Source organism: Leptolyngbya sp. FACHB-711 (genome assembly GCF_014695615.1).
Taxonomy (GTDB): Bacteria; Cyanobacteriota; Cyanobacteriia; order Elainellales; family Elainellaceae; genus Leptolyngbya_A.
The window spans coordinates 1-16358 of sequence record NZ_JACJOR010000515.1; the positions used below are offsets into that span (position 1 = coordinate 1).

Annotated in this window: 13 protein-coding genes and 1 tRNA gene; 6 read left to right on the forward strand and 8 right to left on the reverse strand. The window is 51.9% G+C overall.

What is annotated here, in order from left to right; translation table 11 throughout:
* A partial coding sequence (locus H6F80_RS24905; RefSeq protein ID WP_190794206.1) for a hypothetical protein occupies positions 1–191 on the forward strand: 191 nt, incomplete at its 5' end.
* Positions 192–280: 89 nt separating this feature from the next.
* On the opposite strand, the gene H6F80_RS24910 is transcribed toward H6F80_RS24905, so the two are convergent.
* From H6F80_RS24910 to lpdA, 5 genes are all read right to left on the reverse strand, one after another.
* Positions 281–1435, reverse strand: coding sequence for a pyridoxal-phosphate-dependent aminotransferase family protein (locus H6F80_RS24910; protein WP_190794207.1), 1155 nt, complete (start codon positions 1433–1435; stop codon positions 281–283).
* A gap of 358 nt (positions 1436–1793) precedes the next feature.
* Positions 1794–3119, reverse strand: coding sequence for a coiled-coil domain-containing protein (locus H6F80_RS24915; protein WP_190794208.1), 1326 nt, complete (start codon positions 3117–3119; stop codon positions 1794–1796).
* 317 nt (positions 3120–3436) lie between these two features.
* A complete protein-coding gene (locus tag H6F80_RS24920; RefSeq protein WP_190794209.1) occupies positions 3437–3703 on the reverse strand; it encodes a DUF5340 domain-containing protein in 267 nt (88 codons plus the stop codon).
* Between the two features lie 87 nt (positions 3704–3790).
* Positions 3791–4888: an indole-3-glycerol phosphate synthase TrpC gene (trpC, locus tag H6F80_RS24925; RefSeq protein ID WP_518523644.1), complete on the reverse strand. Its 1098-nt coding sequence runs from the start codon at positions 4886–4888 to the stop codon at positions 3791–3793.
* A 40-nt stretch (positions 4889–4928) separates the two neighbouring features.
* Positions 4929–6362: a dihydrolipoyl dehydrogenase gene (lpdA, locus tag H6F80_RS24930; protein ID WP_190794210.1), complete on the reverse strand. Its 1434-nt coding sequence runs from the start codon at positions 6360–6362 to the stop codon at positions 4929–4931.
* Positions 6363–6693: 331 nt separating this feature from the next.
* Between lpdA and H6F80_RS24935 the strand changes: the two genes are divergently transcribed.
* Entirely contained in the window at positions 6694–6840 is a 147-nt protein-coding gene (locus H6F80_RS24935; protein ID WP_190794211.1) for a hypothetical protein, read from the forward strand.
* A gap of 51 nt (positions 6841–6891) precedes the next feature.
* Here the strand turns inward: H6F80_RS24935 and H6F80_RS24940 are convergent, their stop codons facing one another.
* A complete protein-coding gene (locus H6F80_RS24940) occupies positions 6892–7680 on the reverse strand; it encodes a TrmH family RNA methyltransferase (RefSeq protein ID WP_190794212.1) in 789 nt (262 codons plus the stop codon).
* 364 nt (positions 7681–8044) lie between these two features.
* A tRNA-Leu gene (locus H6F80_RS24945) sits at positions 8045–8128 on the reverse strand.
* A 269-nt stretch (positions 8129–8397) separates the two neighbouring features.
* On the opposite strand from H6F80_RS24945, the gene murA reads away from it, so the two are divergent.
* The 4 genes from murA to H6F80_RS24965 all read left to right on the forward strand — a co-directional run bounded on the left by murA (position 8398) and on the right by H6F80_RS24965 (position 12234).
* The gene (gene murA / locus H6F80_RS24950; protein WP_518523645.1) at positions 8398–9798 is read left to right on the forward strand and encodes a UDP-N-acetylglucosamine 1-carboxyvinyltransferase; all 1401 of its coding nucleotides are present in this window, start codon (positions 8398–8400) and stop codon (positions 9796–9798) included.
* Positions 9799–10111: 313 nt separating this feature from the next.
* Positions 10112–11056 (forward strand): 4-(cytidine 5'-diphospho)-2-C-methyl-D-erythritol kinase, encoded by a 945-nt coding sequence (gene ispE / locus H6F80_RS24955; protein WP_190794213.1) that lies wholly within the window; start codon positions 10112–10114, stop codon positions 11054–11056.
* Between the two features lie 85 nt (positions 11057–11141).
* Complete coding sequence (locus H6F80_RS24960) at positions 11142–11516, forward strand: DUF3082 domain-containing protein (protein ID WP_190794214.1); 375 nt, start codon at positions 11142–11144, stop codon at positions 11514–11516.
* Positions 11506–12234, forward strand: coding sequence for an aspartate/glutamate racemase family protein (locus H6F80_RS24965; protein ID WP_190794215.1), 729 nt, complete (start codon positions 11506–11508; stop codon positions 12232–12234). The genes H6F80_RS24960 and H6F80_RS24965 overlap by 11 nt, the downstream gene beginning before the upstream one ends.
* Here the strand turns inward: H6F80_RS24965 and H6F80_RS24970 are convergent.
* Positions 12219–15803, reverse strand: coding sequence for a PAS domain-containing protein (locus H6F80_RS24970; protein WP_190794216.1), 3585 nt, complete (start codon positions 15801–15803; stop codon positions 12219–12221). The two genes, H6F80_RS24965 and H6F80_RS24970, sit on opposite strands and share 16 nt — an antisense overlap.
* Positions 15804–16358 lie beyond the last annotated feature (555 nt).

The window sequence follows — 16358 nt, forward strand, 5'->3', positions numbered from 1 at the left end:
TGCTAGGTGAAAGCTTTTCGGGAGCTGTAGGCGTACAATTTAATCAGCAAAAGCGCGGCAAAGAAGGCGTTCCTGATGGGGAAATTGTCCAAACACAATTCTCAAAGGTTGACAATGCAACAGATTTAGCTGCAAAGCCGGCAGGAAAAATTTGGGATAATTATGCCTCCCTATCCTGGAGCAGTAATTGAATGAGCACAGCTCTTTTACTATAAAGAATGCAAAAAGAGGCAAAATATAATTCGCCTCTCGTTGAGATATTCGATGAAATTGAGCAGAATTACGCTTGAGTTAATACCTGAGCAGCAGCAGCAACGCCAGCGCCAGGAGATGAGTTCTCGTAGTGCAGCTCTTGCAGTGCAGCTTCGATCGCACTTACTGCAGTCAGAATATCGCGATCGCTGACAAATCCCAGGTGTCCGACTCGGAAGATTTTGCCTTTGAGCTGATCTTGTCCGCCTGCCAGGATAATATCAAATTTCTTCTTCAGAATCGATCGAATCTGCTCAGCTTCGACATTGACTGGAGCAACGGCAGTAATCGCAGGGCTTGCATTCGAGTCAGCCGCAAATAGGGGCAGTCCCAAGGCTTTCATAGCAGCGCGGGTCGCCTCGGTATGGCGACGATGGCGAGCGAAGATATTTTCTAGCCCTTCTGCTTGCATTAGCTTCAGAGCAACCTGAAGCGCGAAGAACATATTGACTGCGGGAGTAAAGGGGGTGCTGTTTTCTTTTGCAGATTTGCGATATTTGCCCAGATCCAGGTAGAAGCGCGGCAGTTTTGCGGTTTCGTATGACTTCCAGGCTCTGGAACTAACTGCGACAAATCCTAATCCGGGCGGCAGCATGAATCCTTTTTGTGAACCAGATGCGACGACATCTAAGCCCCACTCATCGATCGGTACACTGGTTGCACCTAGACTGGTAACAGCATCGACCATGATCAGAGCTTCGCCGTGCGCTTTCACATACCGGCTGATCGTTTCCAGATCGTTCAATACCCCAGTTGATGTTTCGCTGTGGGTGACGATCACCGCTTTGATTTGCTTTTCGGTGTCGGCTTCGAGACGCTCCCGGAAAGCTTCAGGATCAACAGGCTTGCCCCATTCTGCGGTGACCTGCTCGACGTTGACGCCATAAACCTGACAAACTTTTGCCCAGCGTTCGCTAAATTTGCCGTTGTTGCCCACTAGGACTCGATCACCCGGACTCAGGAAGTTGATCATTCCGGCTTCCATTGCCCCGGTGCCGCTGGCTGCCAGAATCAGCACATCGTTTTGCGTTTGATGCAGCCACTTCAAGCCCTCGACCACTTCTGCCATAATCTTGGCAAAATCGCCGCTGCGATGTCCGATTGGGTGCTTTGCCAGTGCCAGCAATACCTGTTCGGGCACAGGGGTTGGACCCGGAATCATCAACATTAACTTATCGTCCATTGCTCTGTCCTGCTGCTCTGATCTGTGGAGTTCGTTGTGATAAGATTCAAACCCTGATCATACAACTTTTAAGCCTATCCAATTTTTTGATGCTCAGAAGCTAACGTTGTCATTCTCTAAATTTCAGGCAGTCATGACGTTGCAAGGATGATAAGGGAATCGAGGGAATGTAGGAAGGCAAATGGGGTGCAGTTGGGAGATGGCTCTGGGAAGGAGCAGGAATCGGGGAAATAAGGGGAACTAGGATTAGCAATTCTGCCCAATGCATTTTGTCTGAAGTCAATTTTGTCTGAACTCAAGGTGCGATCGTCTGGATTGAAACACAAGCATGAAAGCGTTTGGCGAACCAGGAAGAGGACTAAGCCTGATTAGTTCCTGCACCTGAATCTTTGCCCTGATCTTTTACATTTTGGGCGCGACGACGCACCAGAAAATCGGGAAGTTCAACCGTTGTGAGCCGTAGCGGAGAAACGCTGGAAGAAGATTCCGCAGAATGAGCCATAACCGATTGAAACGACTGGAGCAACTCTGGGGGCAGAGCATGAGCCGAGGCGTGATGGGTAAGAAGCTGCTGAATTAAGGCTTTGATCTGAGCGATCTGTCCCTGCCCGCGATTGTAGTGATCTTTCCAATATTGCACAGCAGTTTCGTACTCTGTTCCCTGCTGTGCTTGATGCAAAATCTGCTCCTGCATTTCTGCCATGCGTTGTTCTAGCGTTGTGAGTCGTTCTTGGAGCAGCTCCCGCTCTGCTTCTAGCTCTTGCTGCTGTTGCTGCCAGCGGCTTTGCTGAATGGTGTACTGAACAAGCTGTTGCTCCAGATTTTCGACCTGGCGGTGGGCGGCTTCTAGATCTCGTTCCAGAGTGGTTTTGCCCTGGCTCTCGGTACGATGAATTACCTGCTGCCAGTGGGCAATACGCTGCTGCTGTTCGACCAGGGCAGCCTGCATTCGCTTGAGCTGTGCTTCGAGCTGGGAATAGCTGCTCTGCTGCTGAAAAAGATGGTTTGAAAGCTCGTGAATCTGCTGTTGAGCGACTTCGAGCTGTCCCTGAAGGGTTACCGAAAGCGATCGTGCTGCCAGGGTTTCCGATTCGAGTTCAACGACGCGCTGTTGGCGTAGGTCCAGGGCGTCTTGTAAGTCCTGAATCTGCTTGGCAAGGCGGTGTCTCTGATTTTGATTTTCGAGCTGATCCTGTGCGAGCCGCAGCCGCAACCGCTCAACTTCCTGCTGCTGAAGCCGAGTCATGGCCTCGATCGACTGCAATAGCTCCTGAATCGCCTGATCGCGCTGCTGGGTTTCGATCCGCTGGGTTTCGATTGCCTGCTGCTGCTCCGAAAGCTGAAGTTTGAGTCGGGCGATCGCCTGCTGCTGCACCTGAGAAAATTCTTCGGTGACAGCAAGCTGTTTTTCAAGAATGCTTTGCTCCTGCACCTGAATTCTGACTTCATCCAGATAGGCGAGTGCCTGATCGAGAGCTTGCTCCAGGTGATGGATGCGAGTTGTCCGCTCTTGATCGAGGTCTCGCGCCTGCTCCAGCTCATTCAGCAATGCCTGATAGTCCGCAGCCGTAATTGACAACCCCGACTCTGCCAAACTGGTGGATTCGGATGGAATCGTCTCTGCTGGCATCGCGGAAGGATGAGGTATCATGCTGCGATCGTGTAGCGCATCGGACTGGGACACTCCCAACCTCCAGGGAATCACGCAGGAAAGAATCCGGTCAATATCCGTCTAAAAGACGCTGCCAACAGTCTACCGGATGAATTCCAAAGTGGCACTTTTCCAATCTAAATTTCTTGAACTGCCACTCTTGGAGAATGTTTGATTCAGGATTAGGGGTTCTGAATCGCCCCCTAAATTTCTATTTGTCAGAGACTGATTAGCCAGGGACTTTAAAACTTAATCTGGAAGAGGTTCTGTCAGGAAAAAGAGAGCTTAAGCCTGCTGCTTAAGCAACACTTACTTTCAGGTCAAACCACTTGTCCAGCACAAGCCTGGGCTTAGGATTGAGGCTGACACAGATCCGGTGGTAGTGAGTTTGCCGAAGTGGAGTTCAGCGACCAGCGGTAATCGATCGGCAAATTGGCTCGCTGGCAGCTCTCTTCGAAGTGCTTTTGCTGAGACAAGGCTTTTCGCAAAGTGATGATTAGCTCATGCACTTGCTCCTGCTGGGGAGATTGATATCCAACTGCTTGCATAGTTTGACGTTCAAGCAGTTGGAGCAATAACTCGTAGTGGATATGTGAAGGAAGAGGAATAGGCTCCATGCAACCTGGGGATTAGGAATTGTAAAAAAGCTGCAACATGACTTAAGTATGCACTTAAATCTTTAAACCTGCGAGTAAATCGATCGCTCAGCGGCGCGAATTTACCAAAATCGCTTCAACGGCTTGCTGAAGATCGGGCTGCTTGACTAGCGATTCTCCGATTAAGACTGCCCCTGCACCTGCCTGACGAACTCGCTCTAGTTCCGCTGGAGTATGCAGCCCGGACTCGCTGACTATTAGGATTTCACGCGCTCGAATTTCCTCGCTCCGTGCCGCTAGCAAATCTTCAGTCGTTTGCAGATCTACCGTGAAATTCTCCAGGTTGCGGTTGTTGATCCCCACCAACGTCGCTCCTTCCAAAGCCAGGACGCGATCGAGCTCCGCCAAGGTATGCACTTCGATCAGAGCGGTCATGCCCAGAACTCGCGCAATTTTCAGGAAATACTGCAAGTCTTTGTCTGGCAAAATTGCTGCAATCAGCAGGATGGCATCAGCTCCGTTGTTTCGTGCCAGGTAGATTTGATAGGGATAAATGATGAAATCCTTACAAATCAACGGAAGATCGATCGCTTCTCGGATTTGCTTTAGATTCTCGAAGCTGCCCTGAAAGAATTTTTCGTCGGTTAGCACCGAGATACAGGCAGCTCCTCCTTGAGCGTAAGATTGGGCGATCGCCACTGGATCAAAATCTTCCCGCAGTATGCCTTTACTAGGAGAAGCCTTCTTCACTTCCGCGATCAGGGCAGGATGACTGGGAGCTGACTTGAGTGCAGCCAGAAAATCCCGGACAGGCGGCGCAGTTTTTGCCTGTTGCTGAAGCTCGATCAGGGGCAGACGCTCCCGCATTTTATCGACTTCTTTTTCTTTCTGCCAAACGATCTCTTCAAGAATATGGCGCGGCTCCGCATCTTGAAGCTGAGCTTGATAGCGGACAAACTCGACAGCGATCGTGGGGTTAGGTTGGCGGCGACGGATTTGCATTGAAGGGAGTCGGTGAGGGGGTGTATGGGTGAGGGAAGGGTGAGGTAAGGGGTAAAAAGTGGGCAGTAAAGAAGTGGGCAGTAAAGAAGTGGGCAGATGAAAGAAGCAGGGGGTAAAGGGTGATGAAATAAAGGCAGTCAAGGGAGCCAGGATAAAGAAGTAGGGAGCAGAATTGCCCCAGGGATCCAGCTTCCCCTCATCCACCGAGCCACCTACTTACTCCCTCACTGCCCCAATCCCTTCATCAATGCGCGACAACTGCCCGCTTATACGCCTCATCTAGCACTTCAGATAGCGTGGGATGGGTGTGAACAGTAAAGGCGAGGTCTTTGATCGATCGCCTTTCTGCGATCGCGTTGGCGGCTTCCTGAATCAGGTCAGAGGCGTGGAGTCCCAGGATGTGAACGCCCAGCACTTCTCCCGTATCTTCGCGGTAAATCACTTTTGCTATTCCATCAGTTTCGCCCTCGGCGATCGCTTTCGAGTTGCCTTTGAAGTACGACCGTGTCGTTGCCACTTTGAAGCCTTCGGCTTTGGCAAGTTCCTGGGCGGCGGGTTCGGTGAGCCCGACAAAGCTGACTTCGGGATGGGTAAAGGCGGCGGCTGGAATGCTGCGATAGTCCACGATGCGCGACCGACCGCAGATGTTTTCAACGGCGATAATGCCCTGCGCCGAAGCCGCATGAGCTAGCATCATTTTTCCAGTGGCATCGCCGATCGCCCAGAGATGGGGCGCAGGCTGACCGTCTACAAGAACTTCTAAGCGATCGTTCACGGGGATAAAGCCTCGGCGATCGAGTTCAACGCTGACAGCTTCCAACCCCAAATTTTGGGTGGCAGGGATGCGTCCGGTTGCAACGAGGCAAGCATCGACTTCCAGCACGTCAACGACTTCTTTGGTTTTCGCGTCTGCAAGTTCGATGACTACGGGCGAACCGGGGATCACTCGCTTTGCCAAGGTGCTGACTTTGGTTTCGATATCACGAGGGGCAATCAAAACGCGCTGTGCCTGCTTCGCAATGTCGGGATCAAAACCAGGCATCAGCTGATCGAGGGCTTCAATCATCGTCACTTCGCTGCCTAGCGCAGTATAAATATCAGCAAACTCCAGACCGATATAGCCACTGCCGATAATCGCGATCCAGTTAGGCAGGGATTCGAGCCTAACACCGTCATCGCTGGTAAAGACTGTTTTATTATCAATCTCGATTCCTGGCGGCACAAACGGCACAGAGCCCGGCGAGAGAATAATGTCTTTGGCGGTAATCGTCTTTTCGCCTGTGCTGGAGGTCACTGTGACTTTTTGCGGACCTGCAATTCGACCGCGCCCGCGAATCGTTTCAACCTTCAGCCGCTTCAGGCTATTCGTCAGGTCATCTCGAATTTTTGCAACCAGATTGTTGGCATGGGCGGCGATCGACTCCCGCTCGAATGAAACTTGTTGAACCTGAATTCCGAATGCTTTCAGGTGATGAGCATTTCGCAGCTCCCGCACTCGCCCAGAAGCTGCCAGTAGTGCCTTTGAAGGAATACAGCCGCGGTTGACGCAGGTTCCCCCCATATCTTCTGCTTCAATAATGGCAGTCTTTAGCCCACAGCTTACGGCATGCAGCGCGGCTCCATGTCCACCTACGCCCGCCCCAATAATCACTAAATCGTAGTCGAATTCGTGACTCACTTCGCTCTTCCTCTGCAATGCTCAGTCTTCCATTTTCGGTGTTGAAGGGACGATTAGACAACTGTTTACCTAATTTACCTCAGCGATTTCGATGTTTTATGCAAGAGTCAGGCTTTTGCACGGTGAAAAGATCCGTAATCCTACGTGGCAGGGTGCGATCGGATCAGCAGCTTCTGGACGAATTCTAGGAATACGTTTTCAAAAACCATCAGCGATCGACAGAGATAGTTTCAATGACTTCCGAATATCTTTACCAGAAGACAATTGAAGGGTTCCTCGGCTCTCTCAATCGCCTGGGAAACAGCAGTTGGGGGAACAGCAGTCGGCTCGATTGTCAGTTTCACCCCAGGCAAGTGCGCCAAGGGCTTCTCAAGATACCCAGTCTGCTTCTTTGCTGAGCGAAAAAGAAACTCAAATTCTCGAAGAGGCGGTTGCAGATATAGAGCAGACCGTGAAAAAGCAGCCGAAATTGCTTTGAAGCAGCCTTCGAAATCGAATCCTCATCTCAGCCTTTCTAATCCTCGGTTTGCTACTCTCGCTTGAGTTCTCGCTGGCGACGTGCTTCATACAAAATCAAAGCGGCGGAGATTGCCACGTTCAGCGACTCTACGCCTGGCACAAGCGGAATTTGTATTGCTACCTCTGCAAATGCCGCGATATCTGGCGACAGTCCGGCTCCCTCGTTGCCCAGCAGAATCAGACTGGGTAGGGTCAGGTCAATTTCCCAGTAAGTGAGGGTAGCAGTCGGCAGGGTGGCAACAATCTGAACCCCGTGACGCTGAAACTGAATCAGGTCGGATTTGAGATCGGGCGTAACAGTCATGGGCAGGCGAAACCACTGCCCAGCAGTTGCTCGCAGCACTTTGGGATGATCTAGATCCACACTGTCGGCGGTCAGCCATAGCCCTTCTGCCCCTGCAGCGGCTGCCGTGCGAATAATCGTTCCCAGATTACCTGGGTCTTGCAGCTTGTCCAGAGCGATCGCTAGCCGCAGATCATAGCCGATTGGCGTAAGAGTATTTCGCCGCACCGTTGCCACAACGCCATCGGGATTCACAGTCGTGGCGATTGCCTGCAACACTTCTTCGCTGACTAACTCCGAGCGATCGGCTTGCTCACTCACCTGTTGCCAGAGTTGTGGATGAGCCGCCTGCCACTCAGGAGTACAGCACACGACGACTAGCTCAGCATGGGTCGCACAGGCTTCTTCAAGCAGATGGGTTCCTTCGAGCAAAAACACCTGCTGTTCTCGTCGCTCTTTTGCCCGGTGCAGTTTCCGAAGTTGCTTGACGAGAGGATTTTGCAAACTGGTCAGCATTTTGGGGCTTCTACTTCGCCTTGGTCGGCTGCTTGCAGAGAATTGCAGTATCGATCAGGCTATCATTTTCGCTCTGGAGTGGACTGGGAATAGGCGAAATTTGTGGTGGCTATCGCGGCTGAAGGACGAGGTGCAGGATTTCTACCCCGTCGTGCTTCAATTCATCCTATCGATTCATCCGATCGATAGGAGTGGATGTACAGCAACAGCCCCTACAATAAAGCATTAGGAAATCACTAATTCAGAGAAGCCAGCCCGGAGCAGGTTTCTCCAGGCTTGATCGCTTCAAGGCTAATTTTTTCCAGTTGGCTTATTCAGGCTCAAGATTCGCTTGAATTTAGCTTGAGCTTATTCTGGCTTAAAATGCGGAACCCGGGACTTGAACCCGGAAGTCTTTGCAGACACTAGAACCTGAATCTAGCGCGTCTACCAATTCCGCCAGTTCCGCACGTTTCTTCGACCTCGCCTGTTCCTTGCAGACTTTCTGCTCGGTTCGGCGAACGGTTTAGCCTGCTGTGTGTCGCATCTCAACCGCGATTTCTAATCTTGCCTTAAAGTCTTTCATTCGTCAACTGGTTCGGCAATTATTTTTGAAACGGACGAGTTCTGCAAACCTACGCTATACAAATCTGCGGCTCACCTTTACACTCGTTCTGGACATTTTGAAACTTTCCGCTAGAATCATTACCAAATTTATTTCGTTTCTAGGTAACTTAGTTGCCAACCCCATTCGCTTATTTGGAGGACAGAGCCATTACTTCCACTCTTAGCCTATCGAGCCAATCTGCTCTACCCGAAGAAGACAAATCGATGCTGCAAATTTTGGGAGGGCACTCTCTTTCCGGAGAGGTCAGCATCAGTGGTGCGAAGAACTCTGCCCTTGTGATCATGGCAGGTGCGCTGCTTTGTTCAGGTGATTGTCGCCTTCGCAACGTTCCGTCTTTGATCGATGTCAGGCGGATGGGCGAAATTTTGTCTGCTCTGGGAGTAAAATTGGAGCGGCAGGGCAACGTGCTGGACATTAATGCCAGCCAGTTTGAAGTGACTAAAGCTCCCTATGAGCTGGTCAGTCAGCTTCGCGCCAGCTTTTTTATCGTGGGTCCGATGCTGGCGAGGTTGGGTGTCGCGAGAGTGCCGTTGCCGGGGGGATGTGCGATCGGGGCGCGTCCGGTCGATTTGCACGTTCGAGGTTTGCAGGCAATGGGAGCCGATGTGCAGATTGAGCATGGCACCGTTCATGCCCACATCAAGGGCGGCAAAAAACGGCTTCAGGGCGCAAGAATTTACCTCGACTGTCCCAGTGTGGGCGCGACTGAAACCCTGATGATGGCGGCAACCCTGGCAGAAGGGGAAACGATTCTGGAAAATGCGGCTCAGGAACCCGAAGTGACTGATTTGGCGAACTTTTGCCGATCGATGGGAGCCAACATTCAGGGCGCGGGAACCAATACAATCGTGATTTCAGGCGTTCCCCAGCTTCATTCGACCGATTACCCAATCATCCCCGATCGCATTGAAGCTGGAACCTTTTTGGTGGCGGGTGCGATTACTCGATCGGAAATCAGCCTGTTCCCGATCGTGCCGGATCACCTGACGGCGGTGGTGGCGAAGCTGAAAGAAATTGGCGTGAAGGTGGTGCTAGAGGCTCCCGATCGGATGCGGGTAATTCCGACGCAGCAGCATCGGGCGACCGATATTGAAACGATGCCTTTTCCCGGCTTTCCGACGGATATGCAGGCGCAGTTCATGGCACTCCTGACCCTGAGCGACGGCAATAGCATTATCACCGAAACGGTGTTTGAAAACCGTCTGCGCCATGTCGCTGAGCTGAACCGGATGGGGGCTGATATTCGGGTGAAGGGCAATATTGCGATCGTGCGGGGAGTTCCCCTGCTGTCGGGTGCGCCCGTGGTGGCAACGGATTTGCGGGCTTCAGCTGCGCTGGTGCTGGCAGGGCTGGCGGCAAATGGAACGACTACGATTCAAGGGCTGCATCACCTCGATCGCGGCTACGACAACCTGGAAGGCAAGCTCAAAGGGTTGGGCGCAAAGCTGGAACGAATCAAGGGCGATTCAACCGAGGCGATCGCGTTGCTGAGTCCTGCTCCCGTGGGTTAATCAAACCTGCGTGAAGTTAATCCTTGTGGTAAGGGTGGGCAATGCTCACCTTTTTTAGTCAGATTTTAGTCAGAATTTTTAGAAGAATGCCGATCGGAAGAGTGATAAATTCTAAAGGCTGATCGAAGGAGGAGATTTGAAGCGTTTTTGAGATCCTGCATTGCCCGCTAAATCCCCCTTTATAGGCGACTTGGAGATCCTAAAGTGAGCTAGGTTCCTCGCAGCGCAGGAAAACTAGAGAGACAAACATAATTTTAACTATCCTCCTGAACAGCTCACCCTGCTGCACCTGTGTTTTTCACTGCTGTTATTCATGCAAACCTATAAACTGCTGGCTCCTGCCAAAATTAATTTGTATTTAGAGATCATTGGCGATCGTCCCGATGGGTTTCACGAGCTAGCCATGATTTTGCAGAGCGTTGACCTTGCCGATCGACTAACGCTGCGGGCGAACGGAACCGAGCGAATTCAGGTATTGTGCAGCAATGCAGAAGTCCCATCGGATCAAAGCAATCTGGCATATCGGGCAGGAGCTTTGATGGCGCAGCAGTTTCCAGAGCAGTTTCAAAGATTTGGCGGCGTGGAGATTACGCTGGAGAAGAATATTCCGATCGGGGCGGGGCTGGCGGGTGGTTCTGCTGATGCTGCTGCCGTCATCGTTGGCATTGACCTGCTGTGGAATTTGGGACTGACGCGAGTGGAACTTCAGGAACTTGCCGCCCGCCTCGGATCAGATATTCCCTTTTGCGTCATGGGTGGCACGGCGCTCGCCACAGGTCGGGGAGAGCAACTTGCCCCTTTGACCAGTCCCGATCCGCTTTATGCAGTGCTGGCGAAGTATCAAGATTTGCCTGTTTCCACCGTTTGGGCCTATCAGACTTACCGCAAACAGTTTCAGCATACCTACGCACCCGATCGCGAAACGCTGTTAGGACGCAGAAAGAGCGTGCATTCAAGTGAGCTGGTTGCGGCGATTACTCAGCGCAACAGTCAGCAGATCGGGCAGCTTTTGCATAACGATCTGGAGAAAGTCGTTTTGCCTGCCTATCCGCAGGTAGCAGATCTGCGCCGAGTGATGGGCGAACTGGGGACGCTGGGTGTGATGATGTCTGGCTCTGGTTCCACGGTGTTTGCTCTAGTGGGCTCTCAGGCTGAAGCTGATCGAGTGAAGCAAGCTCTGCGCGATCGAATTCCTGATCCGAATCTCGGCATCTGGACAACTCGTTTGATCGGACAGGGAATTCAAGTGCTGCAATAGAATTCATTCCAGCGTTCATTCCATAAGATAAGGAAAGGAGGCTGAGTTCAATCTGCCCTCGCCTTTATTTTCTGGAGATATTGTTATGACCGAGCCAACCCCTCAACCGTCTGGACAAAGCGCGGTAGAAAGCAGTTCCCCTTCTAAGCTAAATAAAACAACCGACAGTTCAGGCTATGTACCGCCGACGCCCCTGCGCTGCTTTACCGGATCGGCGATCGCCGCAGGATTTGCCTATGTGCTGTATCTGCTCACGCAATCGATTGTTTCCTCGTTTGCGGCAAAGCCGCTTTCTTCTACAAATATGCTGGCAGCCCGAATCGGAGCAGCCGTAAGAACGCTTGTGGTCGGCATTAGCACCATGGGAACCGGAATCTTTGTGATCGCGGCGATCGGGCTGCTGGCGTTGGGGATTCAGCTTGTGTTTAAGCAGCTTCGGCAAACTGGCGATGCGAATTAAAGTGATTAACGGAAACACCTTTGAGCCCATGACGCGGGGCATTGATGAATCGGCTCAGGCAGTCCGCTCGCCTCAGACGGAAATTATCACCACGCAGCCGAAGGCGGGTCCAGAGTCGATCGAGGGCTATTACGACGAGTATCTAGCGATTCCCGGCATTTTGGAAGAAGTGATTTTGTCGGGCGATGAAATTGATGCGTTTGTGATTGCTTGCTGGGGTGATCCGGGGGTGGAAGCGGCGCGAGAGCTGACGACTAAGCCCGTGGTTGGCATTGCGGAGGCAAGTATGTATGTGGCGAATATGGTGGCGGCTCGCTGGGGCGTAGTGACGACGATGCACCGCGCCCTCGACATGATCGAGAAAACAATTCATCGGGCTGGGTTTTCCCACCGCTGTGTTTCGATTCGCACCACAGGCTTATCGGTAATCGAAACCGAAACGGCTCGTCAGGCCACGATCGCTGCTCTGGAAACTGCCGGACGGTTAGCCATTACCGAAGACAAAGCTGAAGCTCTCTGTCTAGGCTGTGCCGGAATGAGCGGACTCGATAAAGCACTGGAAGAGCGGCTCGAAATTCCCATTATTGATGCGGTGGCGGCAGCCGTCAAAATGGCAGAGGCGATCGTTGGTCTTCAGAAACAAACCAGCAAGGCTCTGACGTATCAGCGTCCTGAATCGAAGCGCATTAAAGGCTTCCCGGACTATATGCAGTTTTGAGGGATAGGGCTTGCCAGACTTCCTGAGGGCTTGACCAGTGCTGCGATCGCCTGGGTAAGCGTTTCTAGGGCAAGCGGTTTGGCAAGGTGTTGCTGAAATCCTGCGGCAAGTGCCTGCTGCTGATCTGTATCGCTGGCGTAAGCACTCAACGCGATTCCCGGAAGATTGCTGCTCTGACGATCGGGCAGTGTCCGAAGCCGGCGCATCAGGGTATAGCCGTCCATTCCGGGCATCCCAATGTCGCTGATCAAGACATCAAAGCTCAATCGCTCCAGTGCCGCTAACGCTTCTAGGGCAGAGCTGACCGGAGTAACGCAAAGCTGCTGCTGTTCGAGCAGATAGGCAATCAATGCTTGAGTATCGACATCGTCATCCACCAGGAGGACTCGCACTCCTTGTAGATTGGGTGCGGTTTGCCCGCTGGGTTGACGATCGTTTGCCCGCTCAGCCATTAGCATCAGGGGCAAATAAATCGAGAAGGTTGTCCCTTGTCCTTCGCCTGCACTTTCCACAGAAATCGTGCCGCCGTGCGCTTCGACCAACTGGCGGACGATCGCTAGCCCTAAGCCTAAGCCGCCAAATTGCCGGGTCGTTGAACTGTCTTGCTGCCGAAAATGCTCAAATACGTGGGGCAAAAACTTAGGGCTAATGCCTTTTCCGGTATCCGCAACCTGAATCCGGACGAAGGGAATTTGACAGGTGGGTGGTTTTTGCTCTAGGGACTCCAGAGGAGAAGGGAGGGAGTCAGGGGAGCTAGGGGAGGATGGAGCCAGCAGGGCATGGGGTTCTGAGGCAGCAAGTTCTGATGGAACCGACAGCCGCACGGTGACTTTTCCGCCCTGGGGTGTGAACTTAATGGCGTTACTAAGCAGATTCCACATCACCTGCTGCAGTCTGCCCGTGTCCCCAAATACACGCTGTATCGGCGCATCAAACTGCGTTGTGAGCTGAATTGCCTTCGCTTCGGCAGCAAGCCGTACGGTTTCGAGAGCGGCGGCGATCGGGTCAGCTAAATCAACAGGCGTCATTTCCAGTACCAGCTTGCCGCGCAAGATTCGCGAAATGTCGAGCAGGTCATCAATGAGCTGTGCCTGAAGCTTGACATTGCGTTCGATCGCCTCCAGCCCTTGCTGCACTTTATCTGGACTGAGTTGTCGATTTTGCAGCAGCTTCGACCAGCCTAGAATCGGGTTCAGGGGCGTTCTCAGTTCGTGAGACAGCACGGCTAAGAATTCATCTTTGATTCGGTTTGCCTGTTCTGCCTGAGCACGGGCAGTTTGCTCTTGTTGCAGAAGGCCATAGCTCTGCTCGGCGAAGCGTTCGCGCTCTAGGTCGATCTGCTTGCGATCGGTGATGTCAGTCGCGATGCTGCAAACGGCGTAGGGTATACCATCCACATTGACCAAGGGAAATTTCACCGAGAGGTAAGTGTGCACACCGTCCGGCAGGTAGAGCCTTTCTTCAAACTTGAGCGGCGTTCCGGCTTCTAAAACATCGCGATCGTGTGACCAGAACAAATCAGTGGCTTCCGACTCACGCCCTGCATCGTTGGTTTGACCCTGCTGCGCCTGGGTCTGCTGACAAAGCATTTCATACTGGCGGTTGACCAGCAAATACCGCCCCTCGGTATCTTTGAGATAAATTACCGCTTCGGACTGATTTAGAATTGCCTGAAGCCGCTGTTCGCTCTCCTGGAGGGAGGCTTCTGCCTGCTTGCGATCGGTGATATCGGTATTCGTGCCGTACCATTTCACGATTTGACCCTGCTGATTTCGTAGCGGACGCGCCTGTCCTAAAATCCAGCAATATTCTCCGTTGGCTGCCCGTAGTCTTGCCTCTGCCTGGTACTCCGTGCCCATTTTTACTGAGGCAGCCCACGTCTGGGTAATTTGTGCTAAATCATCTGGATGCACAATTTCTGTCCAGCCGTCATTCTGGAGCTGTTCGACCGCCTTCCCAGTGAACTCACACCATCGCTGGTTGTAGTAATCAATGTGACCGTCAGGGGTTGCTGTCCATACCTGCTGTGGAATGGTTTCTGTGATCAGCCGGAGCTGATCTTCCCGCTGTTTCAGGGCTGCACCCGATCGCTGCCGTTCGATCGCAACACCTGCCAAGTGAGAGGCGATCGTGATTAACCGCTGTTCAGTAGCATCCGGCTGGCGTGGCGTGCGGTAATAAAGGGCAAATGTACCTAACACTCTGCCTTGGCTGTCCAGAATTGGGGTAGACCAGCAGGCTTTCAGATTGTACTGCTGAAGCAGCATCCGACTTGCCGCCCAGCGATCCTCAGCATCAATATCAGAAACAATTACTGCCTGATGGGTATGGGCAACTGTGCCGCAAATGGTGTCGATCGAGTTGCCCAAAACTCCGTCAGCAAGGTCATAGCAGAGGCTTTGTGGCAAACTAGGGCTGGCAGCCATATAGAGTTTATTGGTCGTGTCATCCAGCAGCAAAATCGAGCAAATTGCTTCATTCGACTGGGTTTCGATCAATTGCGCCAAGGTTTCTAGCACTTCACTCAGACAGGCACCCGCTGTAATAAGCTCCAGGATGTAATTTTGCGTTGCCAGGAGCACTTCACTGCGGCTGCGATCGGTAATATTTTGAGTCAGCACCATTCCTGCAAAAATTTCACCTTGTTCGTTGTGAATTGGAACAGTGTGTACCTCATAAATCTGATCCTGAAACGGCATTTCGTACGCCATTGACTGCCCTGCTAGCGTTGCCCGATAGTAGGGTTCGATCGCCGCACAAACGTCAGGCGGAAAGGCTGCCGATAGCGTTTTGCCAACCAGGTTTGAGCGATCGAGGTTCACTTGTTTGAGTCCATCGCCTTCGACCAGCAGATAGCGTAAATCGCGATCAAAAAGGAGAACAGCTCCATTGGGAATGTGCTGTGCCAGTGTTCGATAAAGGGCTTCTCGCTCCGTCAGAGCTGCATTTGCCTGCTGGAGCTGGTCAGTTCGTTCCGCAACGCGCCGTTCTAGCTCCTGGTTTGCCTGCTGGAGTGCCGCTTCTAACGCTTTCCGCTCGTCAAGTGCCAGCACCCATCGCTCCTCACGCTGACGCAACTCAGTTTCTGCCCGCTGATATTGGCTGATATCCTGCCCCACGATGTAGACCAACTGCTGTTCGACCATGGGAGTCATTTGCCAGGCAAACCAGCGATCGCTTACCGTTTCTCCTACGGAATGATTGAGGCTGCCCTGATTCCCCAGGCGGCTCTCGATTTGCCCTGCCCCTCCAGATTGAATCAATGCCTGCCACTGCTCTAGCACAGTCGCCCGATCGCTTGGGTGAATGAGGTCAAACCAGGAGGAAGTAATTTCTAACTGGAAGTTTTTGAACAGGTTGCGAAAAGCAGGGTTAATCTGCTGCAAACTACCATCAAATCTGATGATTGCTAGAGGGTTACCCGCATAGGTGAAAAACTGCTCGATTTCCCCCTCAGGTAACGGCGAAGCAATTGGCTCTGTAGCACCACTGTGCCTTTTGTCGCTTGACGGTTGAGGAAAAGGAGAGAACAGACCCATTGGAAACAGCAACGACTCCTGAGTATCCATAGGAATTTAAAAAAGGAAAATAAAACGGATGCAACGATAAAAACTTGTTTCGATCGGGCTTAGATTTATCGCGTTACTGAATTCGGATATTTTGATTGACAGAAGTAGCAGCTTAATAACTTCCTCATGTCAAAATCATCAGACCTAAAGTTCCGAACTCAAAAAAATCTGCTTTGAATCCTGGCGTTCATTGCTCCTAACTGGATTAATTTTCTAAAAAACTGCTAATTGTTTATAACAAACAGGTCTTTTCAGGAACGGGTTGTATTGCCCACTCCTGACGTTTGAACTGGCGTTCGATCGAACTGTTTGATCAACCAGATTGAGCTGTTTTACTCATCACTTATCCTTTGCAACAAATTCTTTGCAAAGAAGGCTGAGAAATGCCGCTTTTAAGGGTAGAAATCAGACCGAAAAGGAATTGAGGAGAAATGCCGACTGAACTTATAACCCTGGAACTACTACCCTGGAAATATCTTAACTCCTACCTGAAGAGAGAAGCTGATTTAGCGTCTTGCACTCCGGCTTTAGGGAATTTTTTGTAGGCTGACGATC

What these genes read in the sequence shown, in the direction of transcription:
- H6F80_RS24910 (WP_190794207.1), bottom strand. Translation starts at nt 1,435, where the DNA reads ATGGACGATAAGTTAATGTTGATGATTCCGGGTCCAACCCCTGTGCCC.
- H6F80_RS24960 (WP_190794214.1), top strand. Translation starts at nt 11,142, where the DNA reads ATGACCGAGCCAACCCCTCAACCGTCTGGACAAAGCGCGGTAGAAAGC.
- H6F80_RS24920 (WP_190794209.1), bottom strand. Translation starts at nt 3,703, where the DNA reads ATGGAGCCTATTCCTCTTCCTTCACATATCCACTACGAGTTATTGCTC.
- H6F80_RS24965 (WP_190794215.1), top strand. Translation starts at nt 11,506, where the DNA reads ATGCGAATTAAAGTGATTAACGGAAACACCTTTGAGCCCATGACGCGG.
- H6F80_RS24940 (WP_190794212.1), bottom strand. Translation starts at nt 7,680, where the DNA reads ATGCTGACCAGTTTGCAAAATCCTCTCGTCAAGCAACTTCGGAAACTG.
- H6F80_RS24970 (WP_190794216.1), bottom strand. Translation starts at nt 15,803, where the DNA reads ATGGATACTCAGGAGTCGTTGCTGTTTCCAATGGGTCTGTTCTCTCCT.
- ispE (WP_190794213.1), top strand. Translation starts at nt 10,112, where the DNA reads ATGCAAACCTATAAACTGCTGGCTCCTGCCAAAATTAATTTGTATTTA.